The organism is Xanthomonas sp. WHRI 10207 (genome assembly GCF_040202975.1).
Taxonomy (GTDB): Bacteria; Pseudomonadota; Gammaproteobacteria; order Xanthomonadales; family Xanthomonadaceae; genus Xanthomonas.
Window position 1 is genome coordinate 508,330 of the sequence record NZ_JBEGDX010000002.1, and the last position, 26,373, is coordinate 534,702.

The 26,373-nt window shown below is 64.3% G+C and carries 27 protein-coding genes and 1 other RNA gene; 18 read left to right on the plus strand and 10 right to left on the minus strand.

Translation table 11 applies throughout. The features are described 5' to 3' along the window. The 8 genes from ABQU90_RS07875 to pdxH form a co-directional block, all read right to left on the minus strand. Nucleotides 1-573, minus strand: coding sequence for a DUF1190 domain-containing protein (locus ABQU90_RS07875; RefSeq protein WP_115513532.1), 573 nt, complete (start codon nt 571-573; stop codon nt 1-3). Nucleotides 574-586: 13 nt separating this feature from the next. After that, nucleotides 587-991 (minus strand): DUF350 domain-containing protein, encoded by a 405-nt coding sequence (locus ABQU90_RS07880; RefSeq protein ID WP_115513533.1) that lies wholly within the window; start codon nt 989-991, stop codon nt 587-589. A 34-nt stretch (nt 992-1,025) separates the two neighbouring features. Beyond that, complete coding sequence (locus tag ABQU90_RS07885; RefSeq protein ID WP_193589327.1) at nt 1,026-1,703, minus strand: YjfK family protein; 678 nt, start codon at nt 1,701-1,703, stop codon at nt 1,026-1,028. Then, nucleotides 1,700-2,782, minus strand: a complete 1,083-nt coding sequence (locus tag ABQU90_RS07890) for a potassium channel family protein (protein ID WP_055849459.1) — start codon at nt 2,780-2,782, stop codon at nt 1,700-1,702. Before ABQU90_RS07890 ends, ABQU90_RS07885 begins: the two co-directional genes overlap by 4 nt. Before the next feature lie 31 nt (nt 2,783-2,813). After that, a non-coding RNA gene (locus ABQU90_RS07895) (sX9 sRNA) lies at nt 2,814-2,889 on the minus strand. Between the two features lie 66 nt (nt 2,890-2,955). Then, the gene (locus ABQU90_RS07900) at nt 2,956-3,729 is read right to left on the minus strand and encodes a PspA/IM30 family protein (RefSeq protein WP_115513536.1); all 774 of its coding nucleotides are present in this window, start codon (nt 3,727-3,729) and stop codon (nt 2,956-2,958) included. Nucleotides 3,730-3,741: 12 nt separating this feature from the next. Next, the gene (locus ABQU90_RS07905) at nt 3,742-4,158 is read right to left on the minus strand and encodes a YjfI family protein (protein WP_055849451.1); all 417 of its coding nucleotides are present in this window, start codon (nt 4,156-4,158) and stop codon (nt 3,742-3,744) included. A gap of 335 nt (nt 4,159-4,493) precedes the next feature. Then, nucleotides 4,494-5,093, minus strand: coding sequence for a pyridoxamine 5'-phosphate oxidase (gene pdxH / locus ABQU90_RS07910; RefSeq protein WP_055849447.1), 600 nt, complete (start codon nt 5,091-5,093; stop codon nt 4,494-4,496). A 229-nt stretch (nt 5,094-5,322) separates the two neighbouring features. Between pdxH and ABQU90_RS07915 the strand changes: the two genes are divergently transcribed. The 17 genes from ABQU90_RS07915 to ABQU90_RS07995 all read left to right on the plus strand — a co-directional run bounded on the left by ABQU90_RS07915 (nt 5,323) and on the right by ABQU90_RS07995 (nt 19,072). Then, nucleotides 5,323-5,865 carry a shikimate kinase gene (locus ABQU90_RS07915; RefSeq protein WP_055850381.1) on the plus strand — a complete coding sequence of 181 codons (543 nt, stop codon included), beginning with the start codon at nt 5,323-5,325 and terminating at the stop codon, nt 5,863-5,865. Further along, nucleotides 5,862-6,974: a 3-dehydroquinate synthase gene (gene aroB / locus ABQU90_RS07920; RefSeq protein WP_323521342.1), complete on the plus strand. Its 1,113-nt coding sequence runs from the start codon at nt 5,862-5,864 to the stop codon at nt 6,972-6,974. Before ABQU90_RS07915 ends, aroB begins: the two co-directional genes overlap by 4 nt. Nucleotides 6,975-8,086: 1,112 nt before the next feature. Continuing rightward, a complete protein-coding gene (locus ABQU90_RS07925; RefSeq protein ID WP_039414382.1) occupies nt 8,087-8,338 on the plus strand; it encodes a WGR domain-containing protein in 252 nt (83 codons plus the stop codon). A gap of 13 nt (nt 8,339-8,351) precedes the next feature. Next, nucleotides 8,352-9,416, plus strand: a complete 1,065-nt coding sequence (gene hemE / locus ABQU90_RS07930) for a uroporphyrinogen decarboxylase (protein WP_055849442.1) — start codon at nt 8,352-8,354, stop codon at nt 9,414-9,416. Between the two features lie 1,305 nt (nt 9,417-10,721). Further along, complete coding sequence (locus ABQU90_RS07935) at nt 10,722-11,009, plus strand: RebB family R body protein (protein ID WP_055849437.1); 288 nt, start codon at nt 10,722-10,724, stop codon at nt 11,007-11,009. Between the two features lie 38 nt (nt 11,010-11,047). Next, complete coding sequence (locus ABQU90_RS07940) at nt 11,048-11,317, plus strand: RebB family R body protein (RefSeq protein WP_055849433.1); 270 nt, start codon at nt 11,048-11,050, stop codon at nt 11,315-11,317. Between the two features lie 30 nt (nt 11,318-11,347). Beyond that, the gene (locus ABQU90_RS07945; RefSeq protein WP_055849430.1) at nt 11,348-11,614 is read left to right on the plus strand and encodes a RebB family R body protein; all 267 of its coding nucleotides are present in this window, start codon (nt 11,348-11,350) and stop codon (nt 11,612-11,614) included. A gap of 52 nt (nt 11,615-11,666) precedes the next feature. Next, nucleotides 11,667-11,945 carry a RebB family R body protein gene (locus tag ABQU90_RS07950; protein ID WP_104614476.1) on the plus strand — a complete coding sequence of 93 codons (279 nt, stop codon included), beginning with the start codon at nt 11,667-11,669 and terminating at the stop codon, nt 11,943-11,945. Nucleotides 11,946-12,093: 148 nt separating this feature from the next. Continuing rightward, nucleotides 12,094-12,381 (plus strand): hypothetical protein, encoded by a 288-nt coding sequence (locus ABQU90_RS07955; protein ID WP_323521343.1) that lies wholly within the window; start codon nt 12,094-12,096, stop codon nt 12,379-12,381. A gap of 50 nt (nt 12,382-12,431) precedes the next feature. Continuing rightward, nucleotides 12,432-12,650 carry a RebB family R body protein gene (locus tag ABQU90_RS07960; RefSeq protein ID WP_228324248.1) on the plus strand — a complete coding sequence of 73 codons (219 nt, stop codon included), beginning with the start codon at nt 12,432-12,434 and terminating at the stop codon, nt 12,648-12,650. Continuing rightward, nucleotides 12,647-13,297, plus strand: coding sequence for a RebB family R body protein (locus tag ABQU90_RS07965; protein WP_082473490.1), 651 nt, complete (start codon nt 12,647-12,649; stop codon nt 13,295-13,297). Before ABQU90_RS07960 ends, ABQU90_RS07965 begins: the two co-directional genes overlap by 4 nt. 79 nt (nt 13,298-13,376) lie before the next feature. Continuing rightward, on the plus strand, nt 13,377-13,724 hold the full coding sequence (locus ABQU90_RS07970) for a hypothetical protein (RefSeq protein ID WP_055850379.1): 348 nt from the start codon (nt 13,377-13,379) through the stop codon (nt 13,722-13,724). A gap of 19 nt (nt 13,725-13,743) precedes the next feature. Next, nucleotides 13,744-14,826: a hypothetical protein gene (locus tag ABQU90_RS07975; RefSeq protein ID WP_323521344.1), complete on the plus strand. Its 1,083-nt coding sequence runs from the start codon at nt 13,744-13,746 to the stop codon at nt 14,824-14,826. A 275-nt stretch (nt 14,827-15,101) separates the two neighbouring features. Beyond that, nucleotides 15,102-15,455, plus strand: coding sequence for a hypothetical protein (locus ABQU90_RS07980; RefSeq protein WP_323521345.1), 354 nt, complete (start codon nt 15,102-15,104; stop codon nt 15,453-15,455). A 4-nt stretch (nt 15,456-15,459) separates the two neighbouring features. Then, nucleotides 15,460-16,518: an NUDIX domain-containing protein gene (locus ABQU90_RS07985; RefSeq protein WP_323521346.1), complete on the plus strand. Its 1,059-nt coding sequence runs from the start codon at nt 15,460-15,462 to the stop codon at nt 16,516-16,518. A 42-nt stretch (nt 16,519-16,560) separates the two neighbouring features. Continuing rightward, complete coding sequence (locus ABQU90_RS07990) at nt 16,561-17,247, plus strand: glycoside hydrolase domain-containing protein (protein ID WP_323521347.1); 687 nt, start codon at nt 16,561-16,563, stop codon at nt 17,245-17,247. 40 nt (nt 17,248-17,287) lie between these two features. Beyond that, nucleotides 17,288-19,072, plus strand: a complete 1,785-nt coding sequence (locus ABQU90_RS07995; RefSeq protein ID WP_323521348.1) for a hypothetical protein — start codon at nt 17,288-17,290, stop codon at nt 19,070-19,072. On the opposite strand, the gene ABQU90_RS08000 is transcribed toward ABQU90_RS07995, so the two are convergent. Further along, entirely contained in the window at nt 19,069-20,607 is a 1,539-nt protein-coding gene (locus ABQU90_RS08000; protein WP_323521349.1) for a helix-turn-helix domain-containing protein, read from the minus strand. The two genes, ABQU90_RS07995 and ABQU90_RS08000, sit on opposite strands and share 4 nt — an antisense overlap. A 690-nt stretch (nt 20,608-21,297) precedes the next feature. Between ABQU90_RS08000 and mdtD the strand changes: the two genes are divergently transcribed. Next, nucleotides 21,298-22,719, plus strand: a complete 1,422-nt coding sequence (mdtD, locus tag ABQU90_RS08005) for a multidrug transporter subunit MdtD (protein ID WP_323521350.1) — start codon at nt 21,298-21,300, stop codon at nt 22,717-22,719. A gap of 88 nt (nt 22,720-22,807) precedes the next feature. On the opposite strand, the gene ABQU90_RS08010 is transcribed toward mdtD, so the two are convergent. Next, nucleotides 22,808-26,347 carry a hybrid sensor histidine kinase/response regulator gene (locus tag ABQU90_RS08010; protein WP_323521432.1) on the minus strand — a complete coding sequence of 1,180 codons (3,540 nt, stop codon included), beginning with the start codon at nt 26,345-26,347 and terminating at the stop codon, nt 22,808-22,810. Nucleotides 26,348-26,373 lie beyond the last annotated feature (26 nt).

Sequence of the window (26,373 nt, forward strand, 5' to 3'; positions counted from 1 at the left end):
TCAGCCGCCGAACCCGGAACTGCGCCCGCCGCTGCCGAACGAGCTGCGTGCCGCCGCACTGGAGCCAAAGCCCGAGCGCGACACGGTGATCGCGCGCGTCGGCATATCGATCGCGCCGCTACGTCCGCGCACGCTGCCGATACGATTGCTGGCCAGATCGCCATTGGGTTTGTAATAGCCGCCGCTGCGGTAATCGCGATACAGCGGAATCGAGCCACCGTAGCGATAGCCGCCACCGCCGGTCATGTTGCCCAACGCGTAGCCCAGCAAAAATCCGCCCATCGGCGGAATCCAGCTCTGCTGGCCCTGATTCTGCACCGCAGTGCAGCTACCGAACTGTTCGTCGCACTCGTAGCGCGTGTTGAAACGCGGCGCGGCCTGCTGGTGCTTGGCCACCGCCTCGTCGTATGCCTTGAGGCATTGCTGGATGTCGTTCTGTTCCTGCTTGACCTGGTAGCAATCGGAGGCCGACTGCAGCACCACGCCGGTTTCCGGCTCCGAGCCGCAGCCGGTGACTAGCGCGGCCGGCAATGCCGCCATCAGGGTGAGCTTGAGATTGCGTGATCGCTTCATGGCGCAGGCTCCGTTACGGCGTGATCGCCGCGGCGTTGATCAGGCCAACCGCAATCGACACGCCGGCAGAAAAAATACCGGCGGCGGCGACGTTGTCGGTGATCTGCCGCGAGATGCGTCCGGCCACCAGGTTGGCCAGCAGATACGCCACCACCTGGATACCGCAGGCGACCACGCCCCAGATCAAGGCGTCGATCAGACTCACCGAATGGGTGATGGCCGAATGCAGCGGCAGCGCCACCCCGATGAGGTTGCCGGCCAGCGCGGTGGCGGCGGCCACATTGCCTTGCCGCAGCAAGGTGAAATCCTTGTGCGGGGTGACCAGGGTCACCAGCACCACCGCGACGATCAACACGCCCAGGCCGGTACCGAAGTAGGAAAGAAACGCGAGAAAACTCTGCAGATTGATCGGATTCATGACAGGACCGGTTGAGTGAAGGGCGAGCGCGCGCTCAGGTGATATCCAGGTCAGCGACGGTGACGTCGATACCGACCGCGTAGGTCACGCAAAATTCGTTCGGGCCGGAATCCTCGCCGGTCACCAGCAAAAATTCTTCACGCTGCAGCTCGGGCACATCGCGGCTGTAGAGCATGGCGTAATGGGTCAGGTCGCCATCGCGGCGCGGCGGCTGATAGCGGTACAGCACCTCGTCGTAGGCGATCGGTGGAATACGCGCGGCATCATCGGTGGATTGGGTGGCGCGCTCCCAGCGTTTGCCGGCGTACTCGATCTGCGCCGCGCCCAGGTGCGGGTGCTGCATCACGAACTCCTGAAACGCCTGCTTGCTCGGTGGGTTCACCGTCTCGCAATACACGAACGCCTTCATCGCTTCCAGATCGCCGCCCACGGTGGTGACCTGCAAAAACGCATCGTCGTCCAGATAGAACCGGTGCAGCGAATAACCATCGCCCAGATTGACGTGGCCATAGCACGGAATGCCCTGATTGCCGCCCGGCAACTCGGCGGTCATGGCATCCGGCGCCATGCGGTACAGCGTGGTATCGATAGCCACCTGCCCCCCCACGCGCAGCCCCAGCGGCAATGCGTGGCCGATGGCGCCGGTGCCGGAGCTGGGCAACGGTGGCGGTTGCGGTTGGCCGAACAACTTGCTGAAAAAACTCATCGTCAGACACCTTGTGGCGATGCAGGAATGGGGTCGGCGGAAGCGCGCAGCGCCTGCCAGGCAATCGCCTGGGCAGGCACGCGCTGTTCGGCCAGGTAATACAGCATGGCACCGCCGGCCACAGCGGTGCGTGCTGGCGGGTTCAAGCGCAATGCGCCATCGGGCGCACGCAGCCCTAGCAGCAAAGCGCCGCGCTGGCTGAAATCGGCGGCCAGCCGGCTGTAATCCAGTGCATCCACCTCCGCAGGCACGGCAAGACTGAACTGGGTGGGGCCATCGTCCACCGACAACAACTCGGCGGTGATGGCGGCACTGCCCGGGTCCTGCGCGGCGCGGGCCAGGATTTCGGCGGTCATCGGGCGCGTGCACTCGATGGCCGGGTAATGGTGGTTGACCAGGCGCGCGGCGCTGGCCGAGTCGAAGTGCGCCACCACATGCGCGCGCGGCGCATGCGCCATCAACGCGAACACCGCCGCCAGGGTCTGGTCGTCGGACGGCGGGTTGACGATCACCCGCGCCGCGCCCGCGATGCCGGCGCGCAGGTACACCTCGGTATGCGTGTACGACTCGGCGGCGACAAAGCGCATGTGGTCGGGCATCGGATTTTCAGCGACCCCTTCGGCGATCAGCACCACGCCTTCGTCATCGGTGGCGGTGTCCGACAGCAGCAGCTCAAGCAAGCGTGCCGAGGCCGCGCCCTGCCAGCCGATCAAAATGGTGTGCCCGCTCAAATCGGCGTAGGCCATCTTGCCCATGGAATGACGCCTCCAAAACGTGATGAGGACGCCGCTGGTCTTGGCCAGCACCGTGGCGAACAACGCCACCGCGCCCGGCATCAACACGAACGCGGCGATATAGCGCCCGGCCACCGAGCCCGGCGACAGGTCGCCATAGCCGATGGTGGTGGCGGTGGTCATGTAGTAATACGGAAACGCATCCAGGCCGACCAGCTTGTGCTCGCCAGCCAGCCACAGCAACGCCCAGCTCAGGCCCATGTGAGCCAGCAACGCCAGCGCCACCATGCCCCAACTGACGCGGCGCACGTGGCGCCGCAAGACCCGGAACAGCTTTCCAACGATGATCATGGCGCGTCCTGTGCCGTGCCGCTGTAAGAGCGGCTAACAAAACGTAGCGAGCATTCGCCAGGTGGGTGTGGACGGCGCGGAGGAACCGAAGTGTACGCGTGGTACATGAGGATTCCGAGCACCGGCCGCGCCCGCCTGGCGGTGAGCACAGTCGTTTTATCAGCTGTTCTAAGTCAGCTGTCGCTGCGGGGAACCTGCTGCACGTCGCGCACCTGGCCGATCAACGGCGCGGTCCCGCTGGCGGTGTCGTGGCCGAGTTGGGCGGCCGGCTTCTTGAAGCGTGCCAGCACCGCAGCTGCATTGGATTCGCCTTCCATCAGGCCAGCCGCAGCCAGACGCCGATTCAGATCGCCATCGCCGGTGGACGATTCGAGCTCTTCGGCCGATTCGATGCGTGCGGAGGTTTCGGCCTGGCGCGCCTTGATGCGTTCAAGCGATTCCAGTGCCGAGCCCATCTTGCTGCTGGCACCGGAATGCCGCGCAGCGATGGCGGCCTGCGCCTTCTGCACTGCATCGGTGGCCTTGACGGTGTCGATCTGCTGGCGCATGCCGCGCAGCTGGTTTTCGGTCTTCTGGATGGTGGCCTTGAGCGTCACCACCGATTGGTCCAGCGACGTCTTGGACGCCTTGTCGCCGGCGTCTTCGCTTTCCAGCGCGGCCAGTTTGACCGCCACGTCATGCGCCAGCGCTTCGTCGTTCTTGGCCAGCGCGCCTTCGATGTAACGCGTGTACTCGGCCATCTTGCCGCCACGCGCGTCGATCTTCTGCTGCGCCAGCTTGCTCTGTGCCATCAGTTTGGTCAGCTCTTCGCGCGAGCGCGTGAGCTGGGCGCCGGCATCGCGCATTTCCTGGTCCAGGATGCGCAACGCATTGGCGTCGACCGCTTTCTGGCCGGTTTCATGTGCGGTGCCACGCAGCAGCGTGATCAGTTTGGAAAAAATACTCATGACAACACGCCTTTAGGAAAAGAACGGCTTGAGAGATTCGGCGGCATCCAGCGTATTGGCCGCCAGGGTCTGGATTTCCTCGTCGATCTGGTCGAGCGTGGACGACGCCGACAGCTCGCCGAAGACCACATAGGCATCCTTGCCATCGACCTGGACCAGGCCCAGGTTGGACAAGGGATTGAGCGGATTGAGCCGCAGGCAGGCGTCGTTGAAGGCTGCGCGGTCGCTGACTTGGTCGGCGTTGGCCAGCAGTGTGGAAACGAACACCTGCGAGCCGGAGGCGGCAACCTGGATCTGCATGTCGCCGTGGTCGGCCAGGATGAGGTTGATGGCCGGTTCCAGCCCGTCGATCAACTCGACCTCGATCGGCTGGTCGCGGTAGCGCTCGGCCAGCAGGCCGTGCAATTCGACAGTGGTGTACTGCGTCATACGATGTCCTGTCCTTTGGAAACGATGGTCAAGCGATGGGCGGACATACTACAGACTGTTCGCGACCGGCAGAACGTGCCGTTTGGCACCGGTTATGCCGCATCCAGTGCCGCGGCTTGGGCGGATGCGCAGCATGGCCGGGTCCCGGTCTGCCCAGGGCAGCGAGGCGTCCGGACAGGGTGGCAGAGGCCAGGCGCCGGGCGTCGCGCGCCTGCACGCCAAGGCCGCTGTGCGTAGCACCGACCGGATGCGCCCTCTCTTTGGCAGGCGTCGCAGCGCCAATGCCGCACCGAGCGCCAGCGGCTTGCCAGCGAGCACGCCGCAGATGGCCGGACTTACGGGTACAGCATCCGCTTGGTCCACCGGCTGGCCGCATCGGCCTCATAGCGCCAGCGCTCATGCAGGCGGAACTTGGCGCCGTACCAGAACTCGAACGCCTGCGGCACCACCCGGAAGCCGCCCCAGCCGTCCGGACGCGGCACCTCACGGCCTTCGAAGGTGGCTTCGACCTTGGCGATCGCCGCATCGAACTCCTCGCGCGAGCCCAGCGTTTGCGATTGCAACGAGGCCCACGCGCCGATCTGGCTCATGCGCGGGCGCGAGGCGAAATACGCGTCCGATTCGTCCGCGCTCACCAGCTGCACGCCGCCTTCGATACGCACCTGGATGCCGGCCTCGCGCAAGCTGCGCCACAAGAACAGCAGCGCCGCCTGCGGATGGGTCTGCAAATCGCGGCCTTTTGCGCTGTCCAGATGCGTGTAGAACACGAATCCGCGCGTGTCGAAGGCCTTGAGCAGCACAGTGCGCGCGCTCGGCCGCCCATCAACGTTGGCGGTGGCCACGGTCATTGCGCTGGCTTCCAGTTCGGCGCTGTTCTGCGCCTCGGCATACAGCGCGGTAAAGGTGGCAAGCGCTTCTGCGTACAGATCGGGCATGACGGTAGGTGGCAGCAGGAGAAGCGCCCATTGTGGGCGCATCGCACGCGCTTGTCGCATGGGCTGGCTGTCGCCGCCTGTGCAGTTGGCATTGCCATCGGCGCGCGGTTGCTGCGGCAAGCACCGGCCGTGCGCAGGACGCACTGGTATCGGCGTGTGCGGGACGCACTGGTATCGGCGCACATCGGGCGGCCCGGTCCGCGCGTGCAGAATGCTACGATCCGTGCGCATGAACCCCGCACCCAATCTCGTGATGATCGGCCCGATGGGCGCCGGAAAAAGCTGCATCGGCCGCCGCCTGGCCGAGCGCTTCGGGCTGGAGTTTGTGGATGTGGATCAGGCCATTGTCGAACACGTGGGCAGCAGCATCCCCGCTATCTTCGAACAGCATGGCGAAGCGCGCTTTCGGCAGCATGAAACCGAGACCTTGCAGGCGCTGTTGCAACAGGACAACAAACTCATTTCCACCGGTGGTGGCGCGGTGCTGGATCCGCTCAACCGCGCGCGGATTCGTGAGCGCGGGTTTGTGGTCTATCTGCACGTGAGCGTGCCGGCGCAACTCACCCGGCTGGCGCGCGACCGCAATCGCCCGCTGCTGCAGCGCGCCGACCGCGAGCAGGTGCTGCACGCGATGGCCGCGCATCGCACCCCGCTGTATCAGGAGGTCGCCGACCTCACCCTGGAAACCGATCACTTCTCCCCCGCCGAGGCCACCGCGCAGCTGGTGCTGCGCCTGGCTGCGCAATGGCGCATGTCGAGTACCCCCGCATGACACTTCCCCGTTCCCCGCGCAGCGTCGATGTCGACGGTGCGCAGCCGTACACCATCACCATTGCTCCCGGCCTGCTGGCCGATGGCGCACGCCTGGCCAGCCACGTGCGCGGCCGCCACGTGCTGTTGCTCAGCGACACGCAGGTGGCGCCGCACTACGCGGCCGGCGTGCGCAGCGCGCTGCTGCAGGCGCGCCCGGACCTGCAACTGGGCGAGCTGGTGATCGCCGCCGGCGAAGCCTCCAAAACGCTGGACAACTTCGGCGCCGCCATCACTGCGCTGGCCGAACTGGGCGCCACTCGCGATGCCTGCGTGTTCGCGCTCGGCGGCGGCGTGGTCGGCGACCTAGCCGGCTTCGCCGCCGCCTGCTGGATGCGTGGCGTGGACTGCGTGCAGCTGCCCACCAGCCTGCTGGCGATGGTGGATTCGTCGGTCGGCGGCAAGACCGCGGTGGATATCCCGCAGGGCAAGAACCTGGTCGGCGCCTTCCATCCGCCGCGTGCGGTGATCGCCGATACCGACACCCTGCACACCCTGCCCGCCCGCGAACTGCGCGCAGGCCTGGCCGAAGTGATCAAATACGGCGCCATCCGCGACCCGCTGTTCTTCCAGTGGCTGCACGCCGAACGCCGCGCCTTGCTCGACAGCGACGCGGCGGCGCTGGCACAGGCCATCGCCCGCAGCTGCGAACACAAGGCCGAGATCGTGGCGCGCGACCCGCTGGAAAAGGGCGAGCGGGCCCTGCTCAACCTGGGCCACACCTTTGGCCACGCCATCGAGACCGAGCAAGGCTACGGCGCGCCCGGCAACGACAACCTCAACCATGGCGAAGCGGTCGCGGTCGGCATGGTGCTGGCCGCGCGCCTGTCGGCCGCGCTGGGCATGAGCGACGCACAGGACACCGAGGCGCTGCGCACCCTGCTGCAGGAGTTCGACCTGCCCACCGAGATCCCACCCGGCCTGTCGCCCGAGGCCCTGCTGGGGCGCATGCGCCTGGACAAGAAGAATGTCGCCGGCCGCCTGCGCCTGGTGCTGTGGCGCGGCATCGGCAAGGCCGAAGTGGTGCCCGATGTGGACGAGGCGGCGGTGCTGCGGATTCTGGCGGGGTGAGGTTGTCGTTGGCTGGTTGAGGCTGCGTTGGCTGGTTGAGGGTGCGTTGGCTGGTTGAGGCTGCGTCGGCTGGTTGAGGTTGCGTTGGCTGGTTGAGGTTGCGTTGGCTGGTTGAGGGTGCGTCGGCTGGTTGAGGGTGCGTCGGCTGGTTGAGGTTGCGTCGGCTGGTTGAGGGTGCGTTGGCTGGTTGGGGTTGCGTTGGCTGGTTGAGGGTGCGTCGGCTGGTTGAGGTTGCGTCGGCTGGTTGAGGTTGCGTCGGCTGGTTGAGGGTGCGTCGGCTGGTTGAGGGTGCGTTGGCAGGTTGAGGTTGCGTCGGCTAATTGAAGCTGGGGTTGGCTGAGTTGAGGTCGAGGTTTGCCAGCAAAGACAAGCACGGATTGCTAGACGGCCACGCAACACCGCCGTCGAACGCCGGCCCCGACGCCCACTGATCTGACAGCGCGAAGACATTGCATTGGTAGGAGCGCCCCTAGGCGCGATGGGCCTCACCGATAAATCCCCGTCGCGCCCAGGTGCGCTCCTACGACCAGAGCCCCACGCACCTACAGCGCGACACCGCTGCCTTTGGCTACCGCTGCCTTCGTAGGAGCGTGCCTGCGCGCGATGGGCCTTCTCGATAAAACCCCAGCGGCTTCCCTGCGAAACGCTTGTGCACCGATCAACCGCGCACCGTCCGGCCCGACGCTTTTTCCAACCACGCAACTCATCGCCGGCCACGAGGCCGACGCATCTGACAGCGCGCCACTGCTGCGCTTGGATACCGTTGCCTTGTAGGAGCGCCCCTGGGCGCGATGGGCCTCACCGATAAATCCCCGTCGCGCCCAGGTGCGCTCCTACGACCAGAGCCCCACCCACCTACAGCACGACACCGCTGCCTTTGGATACCGCTGCCTTCGTAGGAGCGTGCCTGCGCGCGATGGGCGTTATCGATAAAACTCCAGCGCGCCCGGGGGCGCTCCTACGCACAGACAACCGCAGCACAACGCATCAGCCACCAGGCATCCACGGCGCCCATTTCCGCCCCACTGCCCGCGATGGACGTTCGCAAGCGGAGCAGCACGGCGCGCCCACGGCCCCCCAGCCTTCAGCACTGCCCGGCTACAATCGGCCGCATGCGCATCCTCCTGCAACACGATTCCGGCGGCAACGAGCCGCTCCGCTACGTCCAGCTGACCCTGCAACCAGACCTATTCGGTGGTTGGGAACTGTTGCGCGAGAGCGGCCAGATCGGTGGGCGCACGCAACTGCGACGCGACCAGTACCTGCTGCAGGACGAGGCCGACCGGGCGTTCGAAAAGGCCCGCGATACCCAACTCAAACGCGGCTTCCAACTCATCACCGGCGGCGCCGACGCGCCGCGCTGAGGACACATCTCCCATGCTCAAGAACGATCGCCTGCTGCGCGCCCTCAACCGTCAGCCCGTGGACCGCACCCCCGTGTGGTTGATGCGCCAGGCCGGCCGCTACTTACCGGAATACCGCGCCACCCGCGCGCGCGCCGGCAGCTTCCTGGGCATGGCCAAGAACCCGGACATCGCCTGCGAAGTGACCTTGCAGCCGCTGCAGCGGTTTCCGCTGGACGCGGCGATTCTGTTCTCCGACATCCTGACCATCCCCGATGCGATGGGCCTGGAGCTGTACTTCGTCGAAGGCGAAGGCCCCAAGTTCCGTCACCCGGTGCGCGATGCCGCAGCCATCCATCGCCTGGGTGTGCCGGACATGGAAACCGAGCTGCGCTACGTGATGGACGCGGTGCGCCTGATCCGCCGCGAACTGGATGGCGCGGTGCCGCTGATCGGCTTTTCCGGCAGCCCGTGGACGCTGGCCTGCTACATGATCGAAGGCGGCGGCAGCAAGGAATACGCGCGCATCAAGGCGATGGCCTTCAATGCCCCGGACGTGCTGCACCACCTGCTCAGCACGGTGACCGATGCGGTGATTGCGTACCTGTCTGCACAACGTGCGGCCGGTGCGCAAGCGCTGCAGGTGTTCGACACCTGGGGTGGCGTGCTGTCGCCGGCGATGTACCGCGAATTTTCGCTGCCCTACCTCACCCGCATCGCGCGCGAACTCGAACGCGGCGACGGCGCCGAGCGCACTCCGCTGGTGCTGTTCGGCAAGGGCAACGGCGCCTACGTGGCCGACCTGGCCGCCAGCGGTGCCGAAGCGGTGGGTGTGGACTGGACCATCTCGCTGGCCGACGCCGCCCAGCGCGCCGGCGGCCGTGTCGCCCTGCAAGGCAACCTGGACCCGGCCACGCTGTACGGCTCGCCCGAGGCGATCCGCAGCGAAGTCGGCAAGACCCTGGACAGCTACGCCCAAGGCAATGGCGGCTCGCGCGAGGGCCACGTGTTCAACCTCGGTCACGGCATGTCGCCGGACATGAATCCGGATCACGTCGGCGTGCTGGTGGAAGCGGTGCAGAGCCTGAGCAAGCGCTGATGCATTGCGTGATCGACAGCGCCGATGTTCGCTGTCGATCACCGCTGGGTTGTGCGCATGCATCTGGTCCGCGCAGCGACTGATGGCGCTTACCAGCACACGTACCTTGCTGCACAGAAAAGCCGAAAATCCCGTGATTTACCAAGCCACACACTGAGGCAGAGCGTGATCACCGCTCTTTGCGCCGACGGCGAGACACGCATGCTGCTCGCAGGAGCCGCCACCTACTGCAGTGCGCTCCCGTCCATCTCCTACAGCCAACTGATGGCAGCGCTCTGTGCCCGCGCACGCCGTCGGCGTTGACGTCATCAACGCGACGCAGCGTACCGCGTACCGCGAGACACGCTTGCTACGCGCAGCAATCGCCACCTACTGCAGTGCGCTCCCGTCCATCTCCTACAGCCAACTGATGGCAGCGCTCTGTGCTCGCGCACGCCGTCTACGTTGACGTCATCAACGCGACGCAGCGCAAAGCGCACCGCGAGACAAGCATGTCTACGCGCAGCAATCGCCACCTACCGCAGCGCGCTCCCGTCCATCTCCTACAGCCAACTGGTGGCAGCGCTCTGTGCTCGCGCACGCCATCTGCGTTGACGTCATCAACGCGACGCAGCGCACCGCGTAAGACCGCGCCACCCAGGCCAGAGTCCGCGTACAACGCGGGCAGCGCACCGACGGACCGCTATCTGCAATCGTCCCCGCACATCGGGCCGATTACAGGCTCATGCGCTTGCGCCTGGCAACGCCTACCGACGCACACCCTGCGCGTCAGTGGCGTCGCACCGCCCACATTCAATGCGTCCATGTCCCACCACCGAATCATGGCGTGGTGGTCAGGCAGCGCGCTTGTCAGCAGCCTCAACCGTAGCCATCGATCTACACGTACCTGATCGTCCGGCACACATCGGAACCGCGATCGCGCGCACAACCTGTGGCGCTTGGCACACGCAGAGCCATCAAGCGAAAAAACATTCAAAGATCACCGCGACGGCCACCTGCAGCGCTCCCGTCGGTTCTACAGGGATTTAGTGCAAACCGCATCGCGGTTTACCGCTGAACGCGCTGCAAGATTCGATAAAACCGGCATTAAGTCGGATACAACGCTAAAGCAGAACAGCATTTACGTCGTTAACCCCGGTATTGCCATCGTTAACCCCAATTTCTTCGATCGATGGCGCTCTATTGTGGCGACACGGTGATGCGGTGGAACTGCACATTCTCTCGACAGGCCAACGACCTGGCAAACCTCGACACCGTCGCGCTTTTCAAGCATTCCAACCGTCGTCACATTCCAAGGAGAGACACATGGCATTTCCAACCGCCGTCAACGACCAGATCACCGACTCCGTCACACAAGCCAACACCAAGGTGCTGGGCGATGCCCCGGCCATCGCCATGGGCAATCTGTATCAGGCCACCGCACAAGCGTTGGCAAACGCCGCGCACAACGCGACCAACGCGCAGCAGCAAAGCTACGTCACGGCGCAGTCGGCCACCACGATGGGGGTCGCCACGCTCTACTCCATCGATACGGCCACCACCGGGATGGCGACCAAGCAGATCCTGAGCACCGGCGTGAAGGGCCTGGGCTGAGTTAATCGCATTGATCTCTGGCACATAAGGAGCACGAAATGGCATTTCCGACCGCAGTCAATAACCAGATCACCGATTCCGTTACCCAGGTCAATACCAAGGTACTGGGCGACGCGCCCGCAATCGCCATGGGCAATCTCTATCAGGCAACGGCGCAAGCGCTGGCCAATGCCGCCCATAACGCGACCAATGCGCAGCAGCAGAGCTATGTCACCGCGCAGTCGGCCACCACGATGGGTGTGGCGATGCTGTACTCCATCGACACCGCCACCACCGGTGTGACCACCAAGCAGATCCTGAGCGTTTAATCGCCAGGCTGACGCCAAGGACATCCGCGCATGGCATTTCCCACCGCCGTCAACGACCAGATTACCGACTCGGTCACCCAAGCCAACCTGCAGGTACTGGGAAGTTCCCCTGCCGCAGCCATGGGCAATCTGTACCAGGCCACCGCGCAGGCGCTGGCAAACGCAGCCCACAACGCAACGCTCGCGCAACAGCAGATGTACATCACCGCACAAGCAGCCACCACGATGGGCGTTTCGCTGTTGTATTCGCTCGATACCGGCGCCACGGGTGCCGCCACCAAGAAGATGCTCGGCTAACCGCTAACGCCGCAACGTCTTCATTCTTTCACTACCTCAAGGAGCTATCACCATGGCCTTTCCGACTGCCGTCAACAGCCAGATCACCGATTCGGTTTCTCAGGTCAACACCAAGGTCCTCGGCGATGCGCCGGCGATCGCAATGGGCAATCTGTTCGTCGCCACCAGCCAGGCGCTGTCCAACGCCGCCCACAACGCCACCAATAACCAGCAGCAGTCCTACGTGACGATGCAGGCATCGACGACCCAGGGTGTGTCCACCCTGTATGCGATCGACACCGCGTCCGATGGCGTCGCCACCCGGGAAATCCTGAGCGCCGGGCTTCGGTAAGCGGCAACCGGGCGCCGCTGCTGCCGCAAGAGCGGCGCCCGGTCTGCACTGCCATTGCCGCTCTGACCTACCCCCTGGACGCATCGAGAAAGGACGCATCATGTTGCAACTACATCATGTCCCCACGTCCAACACCCTGGACGTGGTTGTGAGACTGATCAGAGGCCGCACCATCGTGGCGACGTTCGCGCCGCACCAAAAAGCGGTGATGAACGTCGAGTTCGACGGCATCCTGCCGGTGATTCCCGGCGTTGAGCCCTTGGTGTACCGCCAGCAGTCCGACAGCGTGATCGACGTGCCGTACGGCAATTTCGCACTCCTCGAACGCGTACACAACGGCGTGGCCTTGCAGTACGCGTGCAAACACGAGCCACAGACCACCGTCCTGTTCGCGGCATCGGCCAGCGTTGCCCAGCGCAGGCCGTTGTTGGCCTAGCACGCAAACGCCAGCGCACGGTCATGCAGCCCAGCGCACGTGCCGCAAGCGTGGCCAGCCTGGTCGGCACTGCCGCCACGGGCGCGGCGCTGACCATCGGGCAGGCCCCGGCTTTTGCAATGGGCGCGACGTATCTGGCGCTAGCGGACTCGATCGCACTGGCAATGGAAAACGCCGTCGCCAACCAGCAACGCGGACAGGTGCTTGCCGATGCCGCCCTCACCCAGATTCTTGCCTTAATCATCCAGAAGGGAGCGACTTCGTCATGATCGACGACAGTACCGTGAACAGCCAGATCGTCGACGCCGTCAGCAGCATCGTGACGCTGACCACCGGTCAGGCACCTGCGCAGGCGCTCGGCATGCTCGATGCCGTGATGCTGGAGACGCTAGGCATGGCGATGCACAACGCGGTCAACCGACAGCAGGGCGCCGGCATGATCAATGCCGCAGCGATCACCGCGGCCTGCGCCAAGATGATTTCGGCACCGTTCCCGGTTCCAGCGCCGTTGCCACCCGCACCACCCGGCCCTGCACCGACAGTCGCGCCCCTGCCTGGGCCGCCGCCGATGCCGCCTCCACCGGCAGCGCTGATCGCCGCCGCCGCTGCAGAAGCCAAGGTGGCCGTCGATGTGCTGAAAACGCAGGCGCAGGGAGCGTCGGCAAACGCGGCGACCGCAACCGCCGACCTCATGCAAGTGCATGCGCTAAGCGTGCCGCCCCCTCTGCCCACCAGTCCTCCCGCCCCCGGCGCCGGCTCAGATCATGCTGCCACTTCTGATGCTTCTGCTGCTGCACCCGCAACTGCAGTTGTTGTCACTCCCGCAGCTGTTCGTGCATCTGCACCTATTGCTCCTGTTGCACCTTCATCTACATCTAGCTCTGCACCTGCACCTGCGCCACCTCCTCAGTCGTAGACCGTCTACGGACATGGCGTGTTGCCCCCCTATCACCAGGCCCCATTGAAAGGCGGCCGATCCTTCCATGGGAACCAAGATGGAACCGACAAAGGTCAATGCGCAGGTCATCGACGTCATCAACCAGGTGCAGCTTGCGACCATGAGCCCGCAGGTCGTACTGACAAGCGGAGCCGGCAAAGCCTATCAATCGGTGGCGCAATCGACTGCCATCGCAGTACAGGACGCCACCGATGCGCTGCGCAATGTCTCGACCATCGCGACTACCGCGGTCGGCGTGGCGATGGCGCAGTACCTGGCTACCGGCGACGACAAATATGTTGTCGCGCTCGTCCAGGCGCAGGCACTGATGCAGGGCGCCACCGACGACTTCGCCAGGATCGGTTCGGCGGCAGGGCTGGTGCTGAAGAATTTCCCCGCTGGTTGAATCCACAAGGAGTCATGCAATGTCCGTTTCTGTCGCAGGCCGCCTGATCTCGATGCCAAGAATGTTGTCGTCACTGGGCAGGCAGGCCATGGCCTTTATTGATGGAGGCACGCAATGGCTGGACTGGGCGATTCAGTCGCCCGGCGCGCGCTATGACTTCCCCGACGAGACCAGCTTGCTCGACGAGGTGCAGCAAGGTCTGCATGGCTCGCGCCTGACCTTGCTGCCGCAGCTGGCGCTGAAGGCCAGCCCGGTCAAGCTGATGACCTTGAGTTCGGCCGACCTGGGCACGCTCGCACAGGCAGAATCCGGCGATACCGGGTCGGTGGTCAAAGCGCAGCTGCAGCGCATTTTTCACGACAACGCCTTGTTTACCGCAAGCGACCTGGCCGCAGGCCGTAGTCTTCTGACGCAGTTGAAGGTCGATGGCGCCGGAGTGTTCCAGTCGCTGGACCTGCAGGAAAGCCTGGCGCTGCGCCAACTGGCCGCCGAAGCGCCGCCAGCCAACGTGACGCCTGCGCTGCAGCAGGAGGCCGCCGCATTCGCCATCGAGCAGGCGCGCACACCGCTGGAATTTTGCGATTACTACCGCTTCTATCTGGCCTGCACCGCCACGCTCGCCACTGAGGACGAGCGCGCACTTGCGGCGTCCTCGGCACTGCAGACACTGCTGCCGCTGCTCTTTGCTGCCCTGGATTGCCCACAGGTGCAGGGGCTGCCCTCGCCCAACGAGGTCGCAATGAGTGTTGCCGAATGGCTGGCGCGCGGTCGCCAGATCGGTTTCGCGCGCTTATCGCTGGCCGCCCAGCAGATCGTCCAACACACCCGCTACCAAGGCGAAGGCGACAACCAGGCAGCGAGCGATGCAATCCGCCTCTATCTGCAGTCTGCACAGGCATTCCTGGCGGCCAACCGGCCCAGCCATGGCGTGCTGGGCCAGGATGGCAACAGCTGCGTGTTCGCCATGCAGAACGACACTCTGGCTGCGTTGCTACAGGTCAACAACGGCATCATCTCGCTCCGCGATTTCGGGGCGGCGCCAGCGAGTGCGGGTACGAGTATGAGTGCGAGCGTGCCCCAGGATGCAGAGGAGCTGGAGTGAACGCACCAACGTCGCTTCCCGCGGCAACAGACCAGGCCCCGCCTGCAATCAGCGCCGCCGACGCAGTCCGCAACGCGGTGCACGCAGGACGCGCCGCTGCATTGGCGGCCGCACGCCAGGGCATGACGCAGGCCGAACACGCAATGGGCGAGATGCTGCGCACGCTCGCGGCGCAGCGCCCGCCCGATACCGCATCGCTGCCGGCACCGATACAGCACCCGCGAAACGATGCCGTTGCCCCGCTCCAACCCGCTTCCACTTCAGGAGACACCGACATGTCCGACGACACCCTTCCGACCCCAGCAGCCACGACCGCTGCAGTGCCAACCGCGAGTACTACGCAACCGCCTGAGCCATCGGCAATCGATGTCGCGTTGCAGGCCGCACAAGCTCAGGTCGAACAGGCAATAGCCGCCAGCGACAGGGCCGTACAGGCGGCGATGCAGGCCGCAACCGCCGCCGTCACCGACAACGAGCAGGCGGTTTATGCATCCCGTCAGGCATTGCAGCAGGCCGATGAAGCCGCAACCGCTGCCGTTGCCGCCGCGCAGCAGCAGGCCGAGCAGGCGATGGCGGCGACAGTAGCGGCATCGCAGCCGGCCGCAGGATCGCCATCGAACGGAGGCTGAGGCCATGCAGGTCTATGCCGCGTTGTGGGATGAAGCGGGCACCTATCTGATCGCACGCAAACGCTATTTCAACAACTGGTGGGGGGATCAGTCCGCACCGGTGTTGGCGGTGGAAGCGGTTGCGCTGTTGTGCAAAATCACTGCGAATGCAGCCGGTGTCAGCCCACCCTTTCCAGATGTCGACTGGGACAGTGCTCGAAACTGCCTGCGAGGAGCGTGGCTAGCCGCCAACGGCCTGCGGGAGAAAGATGCAGCCTACATCGGCGCAGCGCAGGCACTCGGTCTTGCATACCAGAATGCCTGCACCGACAGTCCAAGTTGCGATGCAGTCACCGACAAGGCCATGGAGGGCGCCGGCCACTTGCTCAGGGTGAAATTCGGACCGAGCTCGTCTCGTACAAAGACAGGCGAATCGCTGGAATCGAAAATCAAAGGCGCCGGCAGCGATCCTCTGCAATGGAACGCTGCATGCGTGGAGGCCGACACGCTCGCACGCGACACGCGGGAATGGGCCCGGCAAAAACCGTTGGCAATCGTGAACCAGGCTGGCCAGTGGGCACTGCCTGGCGGCCGCCTCAATCCTGGGGAATCTCCCGAACAGGCGGCGCGGCGCGAATTTAGCGAGGAAACCGGCTTCGCTGTTGAAAATCCCGCCGACTTTTTGCGGGATCTCGACATCGAACTGAAGGATCCCGGTGGGAACGCTTTCCAGCTGGTGCGTTTCAAGAGCACGGCTGCACTCGATGGCATCGTGGATGTCATCAATCGGGCGATCAGGTCGCGAGTCGGCGCCAATCGACCGAACGCAAGTGCGGTGTGCGATTGGGAGATCGCGTCGGTGCAACGCATCGATCGATCGCAACTGACCCACTACCTCGGCGTCCACCAGCCGTTGGCGCCGCAGACCATCGAGGAAGGCGCTTACGTCAGCGCAAAACTCGCTTATCCACCCAAGTCAGGCCCGCCTTATCCAACCATTCGTGACGACACTTGGCCGCGAAGAGAAAGCCAGGCAATTGGTTGGTACGGACAAATGGCCACGTATCTGCAGACATCCCCCTGATTCCGATCTCGACGCTTCCTCCCCTCGACGCGGAGTTTCACCATGACCTTCCACACCGGCTTCGACACCGACCGCTTTCCGGGCCTGCCCGCGTTGGCCTGGCTGAAGACAAATACCAGCCTTGCCTGGTGCGGCTATTACCTCGCACCGGCGCCCAGCCATGCCGATACCGGCTGGATGGGATGGCGGCCGACGCTGGTCGCCAATGGCTGGGGATTGGCACCGGTCTATCTGGGCCAGCAGACCGCTGGCCCAGGCGCGCACGTCGTCACCGCCGAGCAGGGCGGCATCGACGGCGCGCAGGCCGCCGCGTTGGCCACCAGCGAAGGATTTCCAACTGGCGCCACCGTCTACCTGGACTGGGAGGACGGCAGCCGCCCCGGCGCCGCTGCGATCGCCTACATCCGCGCCTGGATCGTCGCACTGGCTGACGCCGGTTATGCGCCGGGGGTGTATTGCTCGCATGTGCTGGCAGCGGACCTGGTGGCTGACCTGGCGCCGGGACCGAGTCCGCAGATCTGGGCCTGGCATGTCGCGAGCGTCGGCAGGCATGCCTATGCCGGCGACATTCGCACGCTGACGGCATCAGATCCGGCCGGCTGCGGCTATGCGCACGCTGCGCTCTGGCAGTTCGAGCAGGACGCGGTGCTGTCGCTGTCCGGGACGCCCTGCGATGACCTGGAAATCGACCTGAGTCATTCGGCCGTCGCGGATCCGAGCACGCCGTGAGCACAGATCTTTTCCACAGGTTCGCAGACAAGGCCAAGCCATGAAGGAATCTCCCGAACAAGAAGACCTGCGCCGTGCGATCAGCGGCGAGCTGACCAAGCGGATCAACGACGCGGCACGCTATCCCAACGTGCGCTCGACGGTGATCCAGGCGTTGGGCACCATCCAGGATCGGATCGCGAGTCTGTGCATCGAGTTACGCGAACGTTTCATGCTGCGCGCCGACCAACCGCTGGCCCGTTTCTACATCAAGGGCGGCAACGCGTTCACCGCCTGCATGGATCTGCTGCAGGGACACGACCAGCACCTGTTCGACTCGGGTAGCTCGGACTGGGACACACAGGTAGCGATCGACCCCTGGCTTCCCAGCTCCGTGCAGGATGCGCTGCATGCAGAAATCGAAGACATCGTCGTCGATGAAATGAAAAAGGCCGGCGTGCTCATCGCGTTCGAGCTCAGCCTGCTTGCGCCTAACGCGTCGCCGTTGGCACAGCAGGTCTACCCCATTCCACGTGCCCAATGGCCTCCGCATACGACCGACGTAGGGTGTTTGCTCAAGTGCGACGAGCCGCAAACCTTTCGCCGTGTCTTCGACCGCGACCGCACCGGCTTGTCTGCTTACACCGGTGTGGAAATCGCCAAACTCGGCGAGCGCGATATGCCCTCCCCACCGGGTATCGTGCTGAACGATGGGATCAAGCCCTTTGTTCTCTATCGACTGGGCTACACCTGGCACGCCACGCTGATCGAAGGCTACCCCGACCACATCGTTTCGCAGCCGGCCAGTCCACGCGGCATCCTGATGGAACTGATCGATGTCAGCGTGCCACGCCGCGATACGATCGAGGCAATCGCGATCTGGTCGGAAATAGGCAATGGGCACCTGACCATCGCCACCGCTGCTGGCCAACAGGAACGCTGGCAATTGCCGCTGCCTGATCTGGACTACCATCTGCGCGAGAATCTGCTGATGTTGTGCGAGATCGCCAGCGATCCGTTGGCACTCGGTGCGCACAAGGAAGCAAAGCGCCGCGAGCGCGTCGCCGCAATTCACGCCTGGTACGCATCCATCGCTCAGCTGCCGCATTTTCAGGGCGTGCTCGCCGGGATGGCCGGCAGACACGTAGGCGCGTTAGGCGACGATGCCGCCACGCTGGTCAACGCGTTGATGGCGTCGGTGCGCGCACGCACCACGCAGGCGGCGCCGGACTATGCCAATGGACAGCCGACCGACGCCACGCGCGCGCGCATTCTTGCCGCACGCCACGGCACCGGCACCCTGCTCACGTTGCTGTCGGATGCGTTCACCGCGCCGGTCCTGCTCTCGGCCGCCTTCAGCGATGATCTGCTGTTGATGAACACCCTCGCACAAAGCCCGTATCTGGCTGTCGATCAGCTGCGCTTTTCCGGCGTGGACATGGCAGCGGTGGCACGGGTCAGCTACAAACAGCTGCAGGCACTGGACATTGCTGCATTCGAGCACGCCGTAGGACAGTGGCTTGGCGAGGACGTCCAGGTTCTGGCCCAACCGCACAACACGCCGCGCGTGGGAGGCATCAGCTACGAATGCACACTGGTGGTGTTCGTCAATGCCAAACAGCCACCGTTCGAAAAAATCGTACTGGCGTTCTTGACCCTCACTACTGCCACGGACGCGCAGGCGCCGTTCCACTCTGGCCCAGCCGGTCAAGGCAGCGCTTATGCAGCGCTGCTGGATATCGACGGCCAGCGCAAGGCGGCTGCGGCGCTGGTCGAAGAGTTCGTGCTGCGTGAACGGCTGTCCAAACAGCACGATGCCATCAAAACCCTGTTACCTCAGGCTTAAACCGGAGACACATCCCCTTGTCCACGCGCGTTGCGAAACGCGCGTGGACTGACACCCACCAGCCGTCGAAAACTCTTTTCGAAATGACTCAAGTCGCCGAAGCCGACCTTCAGCGCCACTTCGGTCACACGCAGTTTCTGCTCGCGCTGCAGCAGATCCTTGGCCTTCTCGATACGAAGCTGCTGCAGCAGCGGCTTGAACGTGGTGCCCAGCTCCTCGCGGAACAGAAAACCCAGATGCGACTGGCTGACGTGCGCCTGTCGCGCCAGATCGCCCAGGGTCAGCGGCTCGGCGTAATGCGCGCCGAGATAGACCAGAGCTCGCTGCAGGGCGTCATGCAAGGTCGCGAGGCGTTGACCTGGGCGATGCGGAAGACCGTCGATCCAATCGACAGGCGCTGCCGGTAGCGTGGGCGCGAGCGGACCATCGTCCGGATGCGATGGCACTGAGCCCGCGACACGCTGTTGTCCTTGCAGCAGGCTTGCGGCCAGGCGAGGTGCATGTTGCTGGAGATCGGCGAGCTGGATCGGCCTGCCTGCGGTCATGACCGCCAGGCGCAGCACCATCCGCTCCAGTTCCAGCAGGTTTTCGGGCCATGGATATTGCGTCAGGGCATCCATCAGCATGTCAGTCACCCATTGCCGGGAATCGAAGCCGTGCCGTTCCAGCACGCGCTCGAGATGAAACGCGATGTCCGGCAACCGCTCACACAACGCGGCAAGCTCGATCGACAGCACATCGAGTTGCGACAACAACGCACGCGAGAAATGCCCCGCGCGCACGCGCTGCGACAGATCGGCAGTGGTGGACGCGATCACCCGGGTGAAAACATCGGCACCCGAGGCGGACCAGCGGCCGTGCCGACCCCGAAGACACCGAGACAACTGACGCTGCAGCGCTGCGTCGAGCTCATCCACCCCTTGCAAGTACAGCGTTCCGCCGGCCGCGCGCTCGAACCAGGCCGACGGGTCGCCATCCGAATCGTCGCAATCCACCGCGACGAACGGCCCATCCCGCCAGGGCCCCGTTGCATGCAGCAAGACGGCCACTTCCTCTTTCTCGGTGCCGAACCCACCACGCACGATGGCCGGCAAGCGACTGCCTGCGGCACGCTCGACAAACGCATCGACCATCCAGACCTGTTCGCACACACCTGCCAAAAACAACGACCGATCGAATCGATCTTCCGCCCAAGCCCGCGCGGCATCACGCTTGATCAGATACGCACAACAGGTGGCGATTCGCTGGCACAACGTCATCGCCTGCGTGGTCATACCGCCCTGGGCCGGCGTCACTCTCAGTGTGCCAAGAACGTGATGGGCATGCTGGACAGGAAAATCATGCGTGATCGTCGTCTGCCCGTTCGTCAGATCCGGAGCCGGCGCATCGCTGCCCTCCACCCCGAAAAACGCGCATGTCGCGTCGTTCAAGAGTTCGCTCTGCGCCAGTTCCGCGGCGATCTTTCCGAGCATTGTTGCCAGGGAATCGCCCGGAAGATAGACGCGCCACAATACATCGAAGACCTGCTTTTTCATTGATAGTCCGACCCGATACTGGCGCGCTCAGAAGGCGGCCATACCCAAGTCGCGCCATCCCTGACCAGACCGTCGGCAACGCTCCAAGAAACGACTCGGCTTTTCGCGACAATCCAATGCTCCCCGCGTGTCCCGTTCGATCGATCCATCGCACTGTGGGATGAACCTCGCTTGCGTTGGCTGGACCCGTTGGAGGCACCAAGTAGTCGCCAGCGAATCAGACGCTTGTTGCAAAGCCATATTGGGCATTAACACGCTGTTTGGTGCCTGTCCCGACCATTCGTGGCATGTGGCTGCCCCTATCGTCCATTGGGTGAAGCTCGTCTCATTCGCTGCCGACATAACGGTGGTGTGCTGCGAAGATCTCCAGCAACCACCCGTGCAAACGAGCCCGCATTGCGCCGAGCAAGCGGGCGACGCTGGCGGATACGCTGATGCCAAGACACTGCGATGCAGTCCGCCATGCAAGGCATCGGGAGCAGTGACGCAGCGCCGGGTCGCAAGGCGCTCGCCACGGTGCAGACTGGGGCATCGGAATCGACCGCGCCCTTGCAAGCAGCCCGGCAACACCTCTGGCGACCCTTCACTGCAGTCCGCAGGACATGCACGTTCTGATCAGATGCGCACACCGTTGCGACTTTCTGCACAACGGCGCTGAGAGAATGCGCTGTCCTTCCGATGGCGATCCCCATGTCCCAGCCCGCCCCCATCCTGCGTGGCTACGCCACCATCAAGCCATTGTTGTGGCTGGTATCGCTGGCGATCTTCATGCAGATGCTGGATGCGACCATCGTCAATACGGCATTGCCGTCGATGGCGCGCAGCCTGCACGAGAGTCCGCTACAGATGCAGTCGGTGGTTTTCAGCTACGCGCTGGCGGTGGCGATGTTCATCCCGGCATCGGGCTGGATCGCGGATCGCATCGGGACACGGCGCACCTTTCTGGCCGCAATCATCGTGTTCACGCTGGGCTCGTTGCTGTGCGCAGCAGCGCAACAGCTGCCGCAGCTGGTGGGCGCGCGCATCGTGCAAGGCATCGGCGGTGCGATGTTGTTGCCGGTGGGCCGGCTGGCGGTGCTCAAGACGGTGGCGCGCGAGGACTTCCTGCGCGCCATGAGTTTTATCGCCATTCCCGCGCTGATCGGCCCGCTGATCGGCCCGACGCTGGGTGGTTGGCTGGTGGAAGTGGCGTCCTGGCACTGGGTGTTTTTGATCAACCTGCCGATCGGCGTCATCGGCTTTATCGCCGCACTGAAGATCATGCCGGACCACTACGGCGATGCACGCAGGCGCTTCGATCTGGTCGGCTATCTGATGCTCGCGGTCGGCATGGTGGCGTTGTCGCTGGCGCTGGATGGCATTTCCGAACTCGGGCTGCGGCATGCGTTTGTGATGTTGCTGGCGATCGGCGGGCTGGCGGCATTGGCCGGCTATTGGCTGCATGCCGGCAATACCGGCAACGCGCTGTTTCCGTTGGCGCTGTTCAAGGTAGCGAGTTATCGCATCGGCATTCTGGGCAACCTGTTTGCGCGGGTCGGCAGTGGCTCGATGCCGTTCTTGATTCCGTTGCTGCTGCAGGTGGGCCTGGAGATGAGCCCGATGAATGCCGGGCTGATGATGGTGCCGGTGGCGCTGGCCGGCATGGCCGCAAAACGCGCGGCGGTAAAGCTGGTCGGACGCTTCGGCTATCGCAACACCTTGATGATCAATACCGTGCTGGTGGGCCTGGCGATGGCCAGCTTCGCACTGATCGATGTGGGCCAACCGCTGTGGTTGCGACTGCTGCAACTTGCCTGCTTCGGCGGCGTCAATTCGCTGCAATTTACCGTCATGAATACCGTCACCTTGCGCGACCTGGATCGCGATCAGGCCAGCCCGGGCAATAGCCTGTTGTCGATGGTGATGATGTTGGCCACCGGCTTCGGCGCGGCGGCCGCGGGTAGCCTGCTGGCAGCCTTCAACACCCATCTGGGCGATACGCACGGCGCCACTGCGGCACTGCATGCGACCTTCCTGTGCGTGGGCGGCATCACGCTGACGTCGACGCTGATCTTCTGGCAGCTGGCCGACACACGGCCGCATCCCAAGGACGTGGAAGCGGTGGCCGAGTAATCGGCGCAACGGCTTCGCGCGGACGCGTTGAAACGCGGTGCGTGCAGGCCGCGCATGGCACAGGTGTCGCCAGTGATGCGGCGGCTTTTTAGATGTCTTCGCGCGGACGGACCCGTCGCAACGCATCGGCAATGGTGTCGGCCAGCATGTCGCCGGTCAGCGGCTTGCGCAGGAAACTGTCGAAGCCTGCTTCCTTGGCGGTTGGCTCGGCGGCTTCATCGGAACGTGCGGTCACCGCAATCAGCGGCATCTCGTAACCGAACACGCGCAATTGCCGCGCGAGTGCGAACCCGTCCAGGCCGGGCAGATCCAGATCCAGCAGCGCCAGGTCGAACGTGTTGTCTGCGGCCTCGGTCAATGCGGCCAGGCCGTGCGGTGCATGCACCATTGAGTGCCCCTGCGAGCGCAGCAGGCCGATGATGACCTCGGCGATGGTCGGGTCGTCTTCCACCAACAGGATGCGCTGCGGCGCGATCACCGCGCTGGCACGCGTCACCTCACCGCTGAGCGCAGCGTTGGAGGTGACCCAACGCAGCGGCAGGTCCACGACAAATCGCGTACCGGAGCCAAGCCGGCTGATCACCTCGATATGCCCGCCCATCGCCAGGGCCAGCTCCTGGCAGATCGCAAGACCCAGACCGCTACCGCCGTAGCGCGAGGTGGTCTTTGCGCCATCGCCCTGCTCGAACCGCTGGAACAACCGCGCTTTCTGGTCGGCATTGATGCCCGGGCCGGTATCGGCGACTTCGAACCGCAGGCCCTGATACGACCCCAGCGTGGTCAACTTCAAACCGACCACACCGCGCTCGGTGAACTTGATCGCGTTGCTGAGCAGATTGAGCAGAATCTGCCGAATCCGGGTAGGGTCGCCGCTGGCGGTGATGTCCCCGAGCAGGCCCACTTCCAGGCTGAAACGCAGGCCACGCTCCTGTGCGAGCGGCGCCATCAACGCTTCGACCTCGGCAATCAACTGACGCAACGAGAACGGCTGCTGATCCAGCTCAAGGCGCCCGGATTCGATGCGCGCCAGGTCCAGCGCATCGTTGACCAACCGCAACAGGTGCGCACCGGCACGACGGATGGATTCGGTATAGCTGCGCTGCCGTTGATCCAGTTGCGTCTTGAGCAACAGCTCGCTCATGCCCATCACACCGGTCATCGGCGTACGCACTTCATGCCCCAGCGTGGCCAGAAAGCGGGTCTTGGCCAGCGATGCCTGCTCGGCCAATTCCTGCTTGTGCACCGCCAACTGCCAGGCACTCAACCGGCGCAATCGCCGGCGATACAACAACACCGCCGCCACAACCACGCACACCGCCAAGGTGACCAGCAGCAGCAGCCCCCACGGGCTACGCCACCACGGCGGCAGGACCTGAAACTTCAATGTCTGGGTCGCCGACCAGATGCCATCGGCGGTACGCCCCTGCACGTCCAGGGTGTAGTCCCCCGACGGCAGCCGCGAGAACAGACGTTCACCGCTGGGACCGACGTCGATCCAGTCCGGGTCGTAGCCGCTCAGACGGAAGCGGTAGCTGGACGACTCCGGGTGGGTAAAGGTGGGCATACGCGCCACGATGTGCAGGTCGCGGTCGTCGTCCTGCATCCTCAACGGCTCCTGCCCGGTGACATCCAGCCCACGTTCGCCACGCCGCAGGCCAACCCGCTCGATCAGCAGGGGCGGCCGGCGGGTGTTGGGGCGCATGGCAGTGGGATCGAACACCACCACGCCGTCGGGAGAACCTGCAACGATCTGCCCGCCCGTCGCCTGCACCAGGGTGTTGGGCTGCAATTGCGGGCTAGGAAGCCCGTCGTGTACCCCATACACCCGCACCAGCTTGCTGCCGGGATCGATACGGATCAAGCCGCGCTGACTCGACACCCAGGCCACACCTTTGGCATCGACCACCAAGCCGTTCGGCGCCACCATCGGGAATTCCTGATCTTTCCCCACCGTGTCCAGATGCTTGAGCTGGCGACCATCCCAGAGGTAGCGCCGTATCTGCCCCGTCAATCCGATCCAGACGATGTTGCCTTCAGCAAGACGAAAGACCTGCGTTGGCAGCGTTGGCGCGCCGCGCACCGGCACAAAACGGTCGGCAGCCGGATCCCAGCGCCGCAACCCGGCATTGTTGGCAAGCCAGATCTGTCCATCCGGACCCGCGCGGATGTCGAGAATGGTCAACGCTTCTAGCCCATGACTGCCTTCGACGATGGTCCGAAGCAATTGTCCTTCCTCGCTTCTGATCTGTAGCCCCTGCTGCACAACGGTGACCCACAGTCGCCCTTGCGCATCCTCGGCCATCCGACCTGCCCGCTCCAGGGACGCATCGGCATCGACATTGCTGCCCAACTGCCAGCGTTTGACCTGGCGCGAGCGCGGGTCATACCGCACCAATTCGTCGTGGACCCCAATCCAGACGTAGCCGGCCCGGCTTTCGAGCATGTAGTCCGCGGCAACGTACTTGCCGATCTTGGGCCGCTCTTGCCGCAGGTTCCCGGTTGCCGGGTCGAGGTATTCCAGCACGCCTTTCGTGCCCGTCAACCAGATGCCGCCAGAGGCCGCCGACGTCGTTGCCGTGATGGACGGATTGGCCGGCGACTGCAGAGCGTTGCTATGGTGAGACAGCACGGCAAACATGTCCCAGTGGGGTGGCAGGTGCCACAGCCCTCCTTCGAGCGCCGCAAACCACAGTCCACCTTCGCGGTCTTCGTAGGCGGACATCCAGTTCCGCTCGACCAGGCCGTGTGCCGAAAAGCTGTAGATCGGCACGTTACGAATGTTTTGCTCTGTAATCGCCAAGCCGATGCCACCATTGGCGTCCAGCCAGTACCGCCCACTGCGATCGTGCAGCAGCACGCCCAGGATGCGTTGCTTGCGCGAGATGTCGCGCCATGGCTGGGGACGGACCTGACCATTGGCCTTCACCCCGAAAAAATCGCCGGTAACATCCGACACCCACAGTGTGTCGCCGCTACGCTCCAGGTACAGCCGGTTGACGGTCTGGGAGTTTCCGGGAAGCGCCACACGCTCGAGCCGCGTGCCGTTCCAGCGTGCGACCCCGCCGGGAGTGCCAATCCACAACGTTCCATCTGGCGCCACCTCGAACCCCATGACGCTGTCAGCCGGCAGGCTCGTGTCATCGCCCGGCACAGAGGAGAAGCGTTGCACGCTGCCATCGGGTCGCCGCCGATACAGACCATGGGTTGCGGTGCCCAGCCAGATGTCGCCGTTCGGGGTCTGCGCCAATGCCCACACCGTGATTTCGCGCAACTCCGGAAACTGCGGGCTCTCAAACGGCGTGAAAATGCGCGTCTTGTTCTCCAGGAAACCGGCACCGCCGTTCTCGAAGCCCATCCACACCCGATTGTCGGCGCTGACGCAGACCGTCCAGACCGCATTGCTGGGCAGCCCTTCTTCCATGCGCCAGATGCGGAAGTTGCGCCCATCGAATCGGGCCAGACCATCGTCGCTGGCAAGCCAGAGATAGCCCTGTTTGTCCTCGGCGAGTTCGCTGATGGTCTCCGACGGTAGCCCATCCGCAAGCGTGATCTGGGTAGGCACCGGAGTCACCGGTGCGCGTACTGCCAATGCGGTTGGCACACCGATGCACAAGCCAAGCGGCAGCAAGACCGATAACCGATAGAGAAAAGACA

What these genes read in the sequence shown, in the direction of transcription:
- ABQU90_RS07975 (WP_323521344.1), top strand. Translation starts at nt 13,744, where the DNA reads ATGTCCGTTTCTGTCGCAGGCCGCCTGATCTCGATGCCAAGAATGTTG.
- ABQU90_RS07950 (WP_104614476.1), top strand. Translation starts at nt 11,667, where the DNA reads ATGGCCTTTCCGACTGCCGTCAACAGCCAGATCACCGATTCGGTTTCT.
- ABQU90_RS07905 (WP_055849451.1), bottom strand. Translation starts at nt 4,158, where the DNA reads ATGACGCAGTACACCACTGTCGAATTGCACGGCCTGCTGGCCGAGCGC.
- ABQU90_RS07935 (WP_055849437.1), top strand. Translation starts at nt 10,722, where the DNA reads ATGGCATTTCCAACCGCCGTCAACGACCAGATCACCGACTCCGTCACA.
- ABQU90_RS07995 (WP_323521348.1), top strand. Translation starts at nt 17,288, where the DNA reads ATGAAGGAATCTCCCGAACAAGAAGACCTGCGCCGTGCGATCAGCGGC.
- ABQU90_RS07990 (WP_323521347.1), top strand. Translation starts at nt 16,561, where the DNA reads ATGACCTTCCACACCGGCTTCGACACCGACCGCTTTCCGGGCCTGCCC.
- aroB (WP_323521342.1), top strand. Translation starts at nt 5,862, where the DNA reads ATGACACTTCCCCGTTCCCCGCGCAGCGTCGATGTCGACGGTGCGCAG.
- ABQU90_RS07915 (WP_055850381.1), top strand. Translation starts at nt 5,323, where the DNA reads ATGAACCCCGCACCCAATCTCGTGATGATCGGCCCGATGGGCGCCGGA.
- ABQU90_RS07970 (WP_055850379.1), top strand. Translation starts at nt 13,377, where the DNA reads ATGGAACCGACAAAGGTCAATGCGCAGGTCATCGACGTCATCAACCAG.
- ABQU90_RS07900 (WP_115513536.1), bottom strand. Translation starts at nt 3,729, where the DNA reads ATGAGTATTTTTTCCAAACTGATCACGCTGCTGCGTGGCACCGCACAT.
- pdxH (WP_055849447.1), bottom strand. Translation starts at nt 5,093, where the DNA reads ATGCCCGATCTGTACGCAGAAGCGCTTGCCACCTTTACCGCGCTGTAT.
- ABQU90_RS07940 (WP_055849433.1), top strand. Translation starts at nt 11,048, where the DNA reads ATGGCATTTCCGACCGCAGTCAATAACCAGATCACCGATTCCGTTACC.
- ABQU90_RS07945 (WP_055849430.1), top strand. Translation starts at nt 11,348, where the DNA reads ATGGCATTTCCCACCGCCGTCAACGACCAGATTACCGACTCGGTCACC.
- ABQU90_RS07890 (WP_055849459.1), bottom strand. Translation starts at nt 2,782, where the DNA reads ATGATCATCGTTGGAAAGCTGTTCCGGGTCTTGCGGCGCCACGTGCGC.
- ABQU90_RS07985 (WP_323521346.1), top strand. Translation starts at nt 15,460, where the DNA reads ATGCAGGTCTATGCCGCGTTGTGGGATGAAGCGGGCACCTATCTGATC.
- mdtD (WP_323521350.1), top strand. Translation starts at nt 21,298, where the DNA reads ATGTCCCAGCCCGCCCCCATCCTGCGTGGCTACGCCACCATCAAGCCA.
- ABQU90_RS07925 (WP_039414382.1), top strand. Translation starts at nt 8,087, where the DNA reads ATGCGCATCCTCCTGCAACACGATTCCGGCGGCAACGAGCCGCTCCGC.
- ABQU90_RS07965 (WP_082473490.1), top strand. Translation starts at nt 12,647, where the DNA reads ATGATCGACGACAGTACCGTGAACAGCCAGATCGTCGACGCCGTCAGC.
- ABQU90_RS07875 (WP_115513532.1), bottom strand. Translation starts at nt 573, where the DNA reads ATGAAGCGATCACGCAATCTCAAGCTCACCCTGATGGCGGCATTGCCG.
- ABQU90_RS08000 (WP_323521349.1), bottom strand. Translation starts at nt 20,607, where the DNA reads ATGAAAAAGCAGGTCTTCGATGTATTGTGGCGCGTCTATCTTCCGGGC.
- ABQU90_RS07980 (WP_323521345.1), top strand. Translation starts at nt 15,102, where the DNA reads ATGTCCGACGACACCCTTCCGACCCCAGCAGCCACGACCGCTGCAGTG.
- ABQU90_RS07880 (WP_115513533.1), bottom strand. Translation starts at nt 991, where the DNA reads ATGAATCCGATCAATCTGCAGAGTTTTCTCGCGTTTCTTTCCTACTTC.
- hemE (WP_055849442.1), top strand. Translation starts at nt 8,352, where the DNA reads ATGCTCAAGAACGATCGCCTGCTGCGCGCCCTCAACCGTCAGCCCGTG.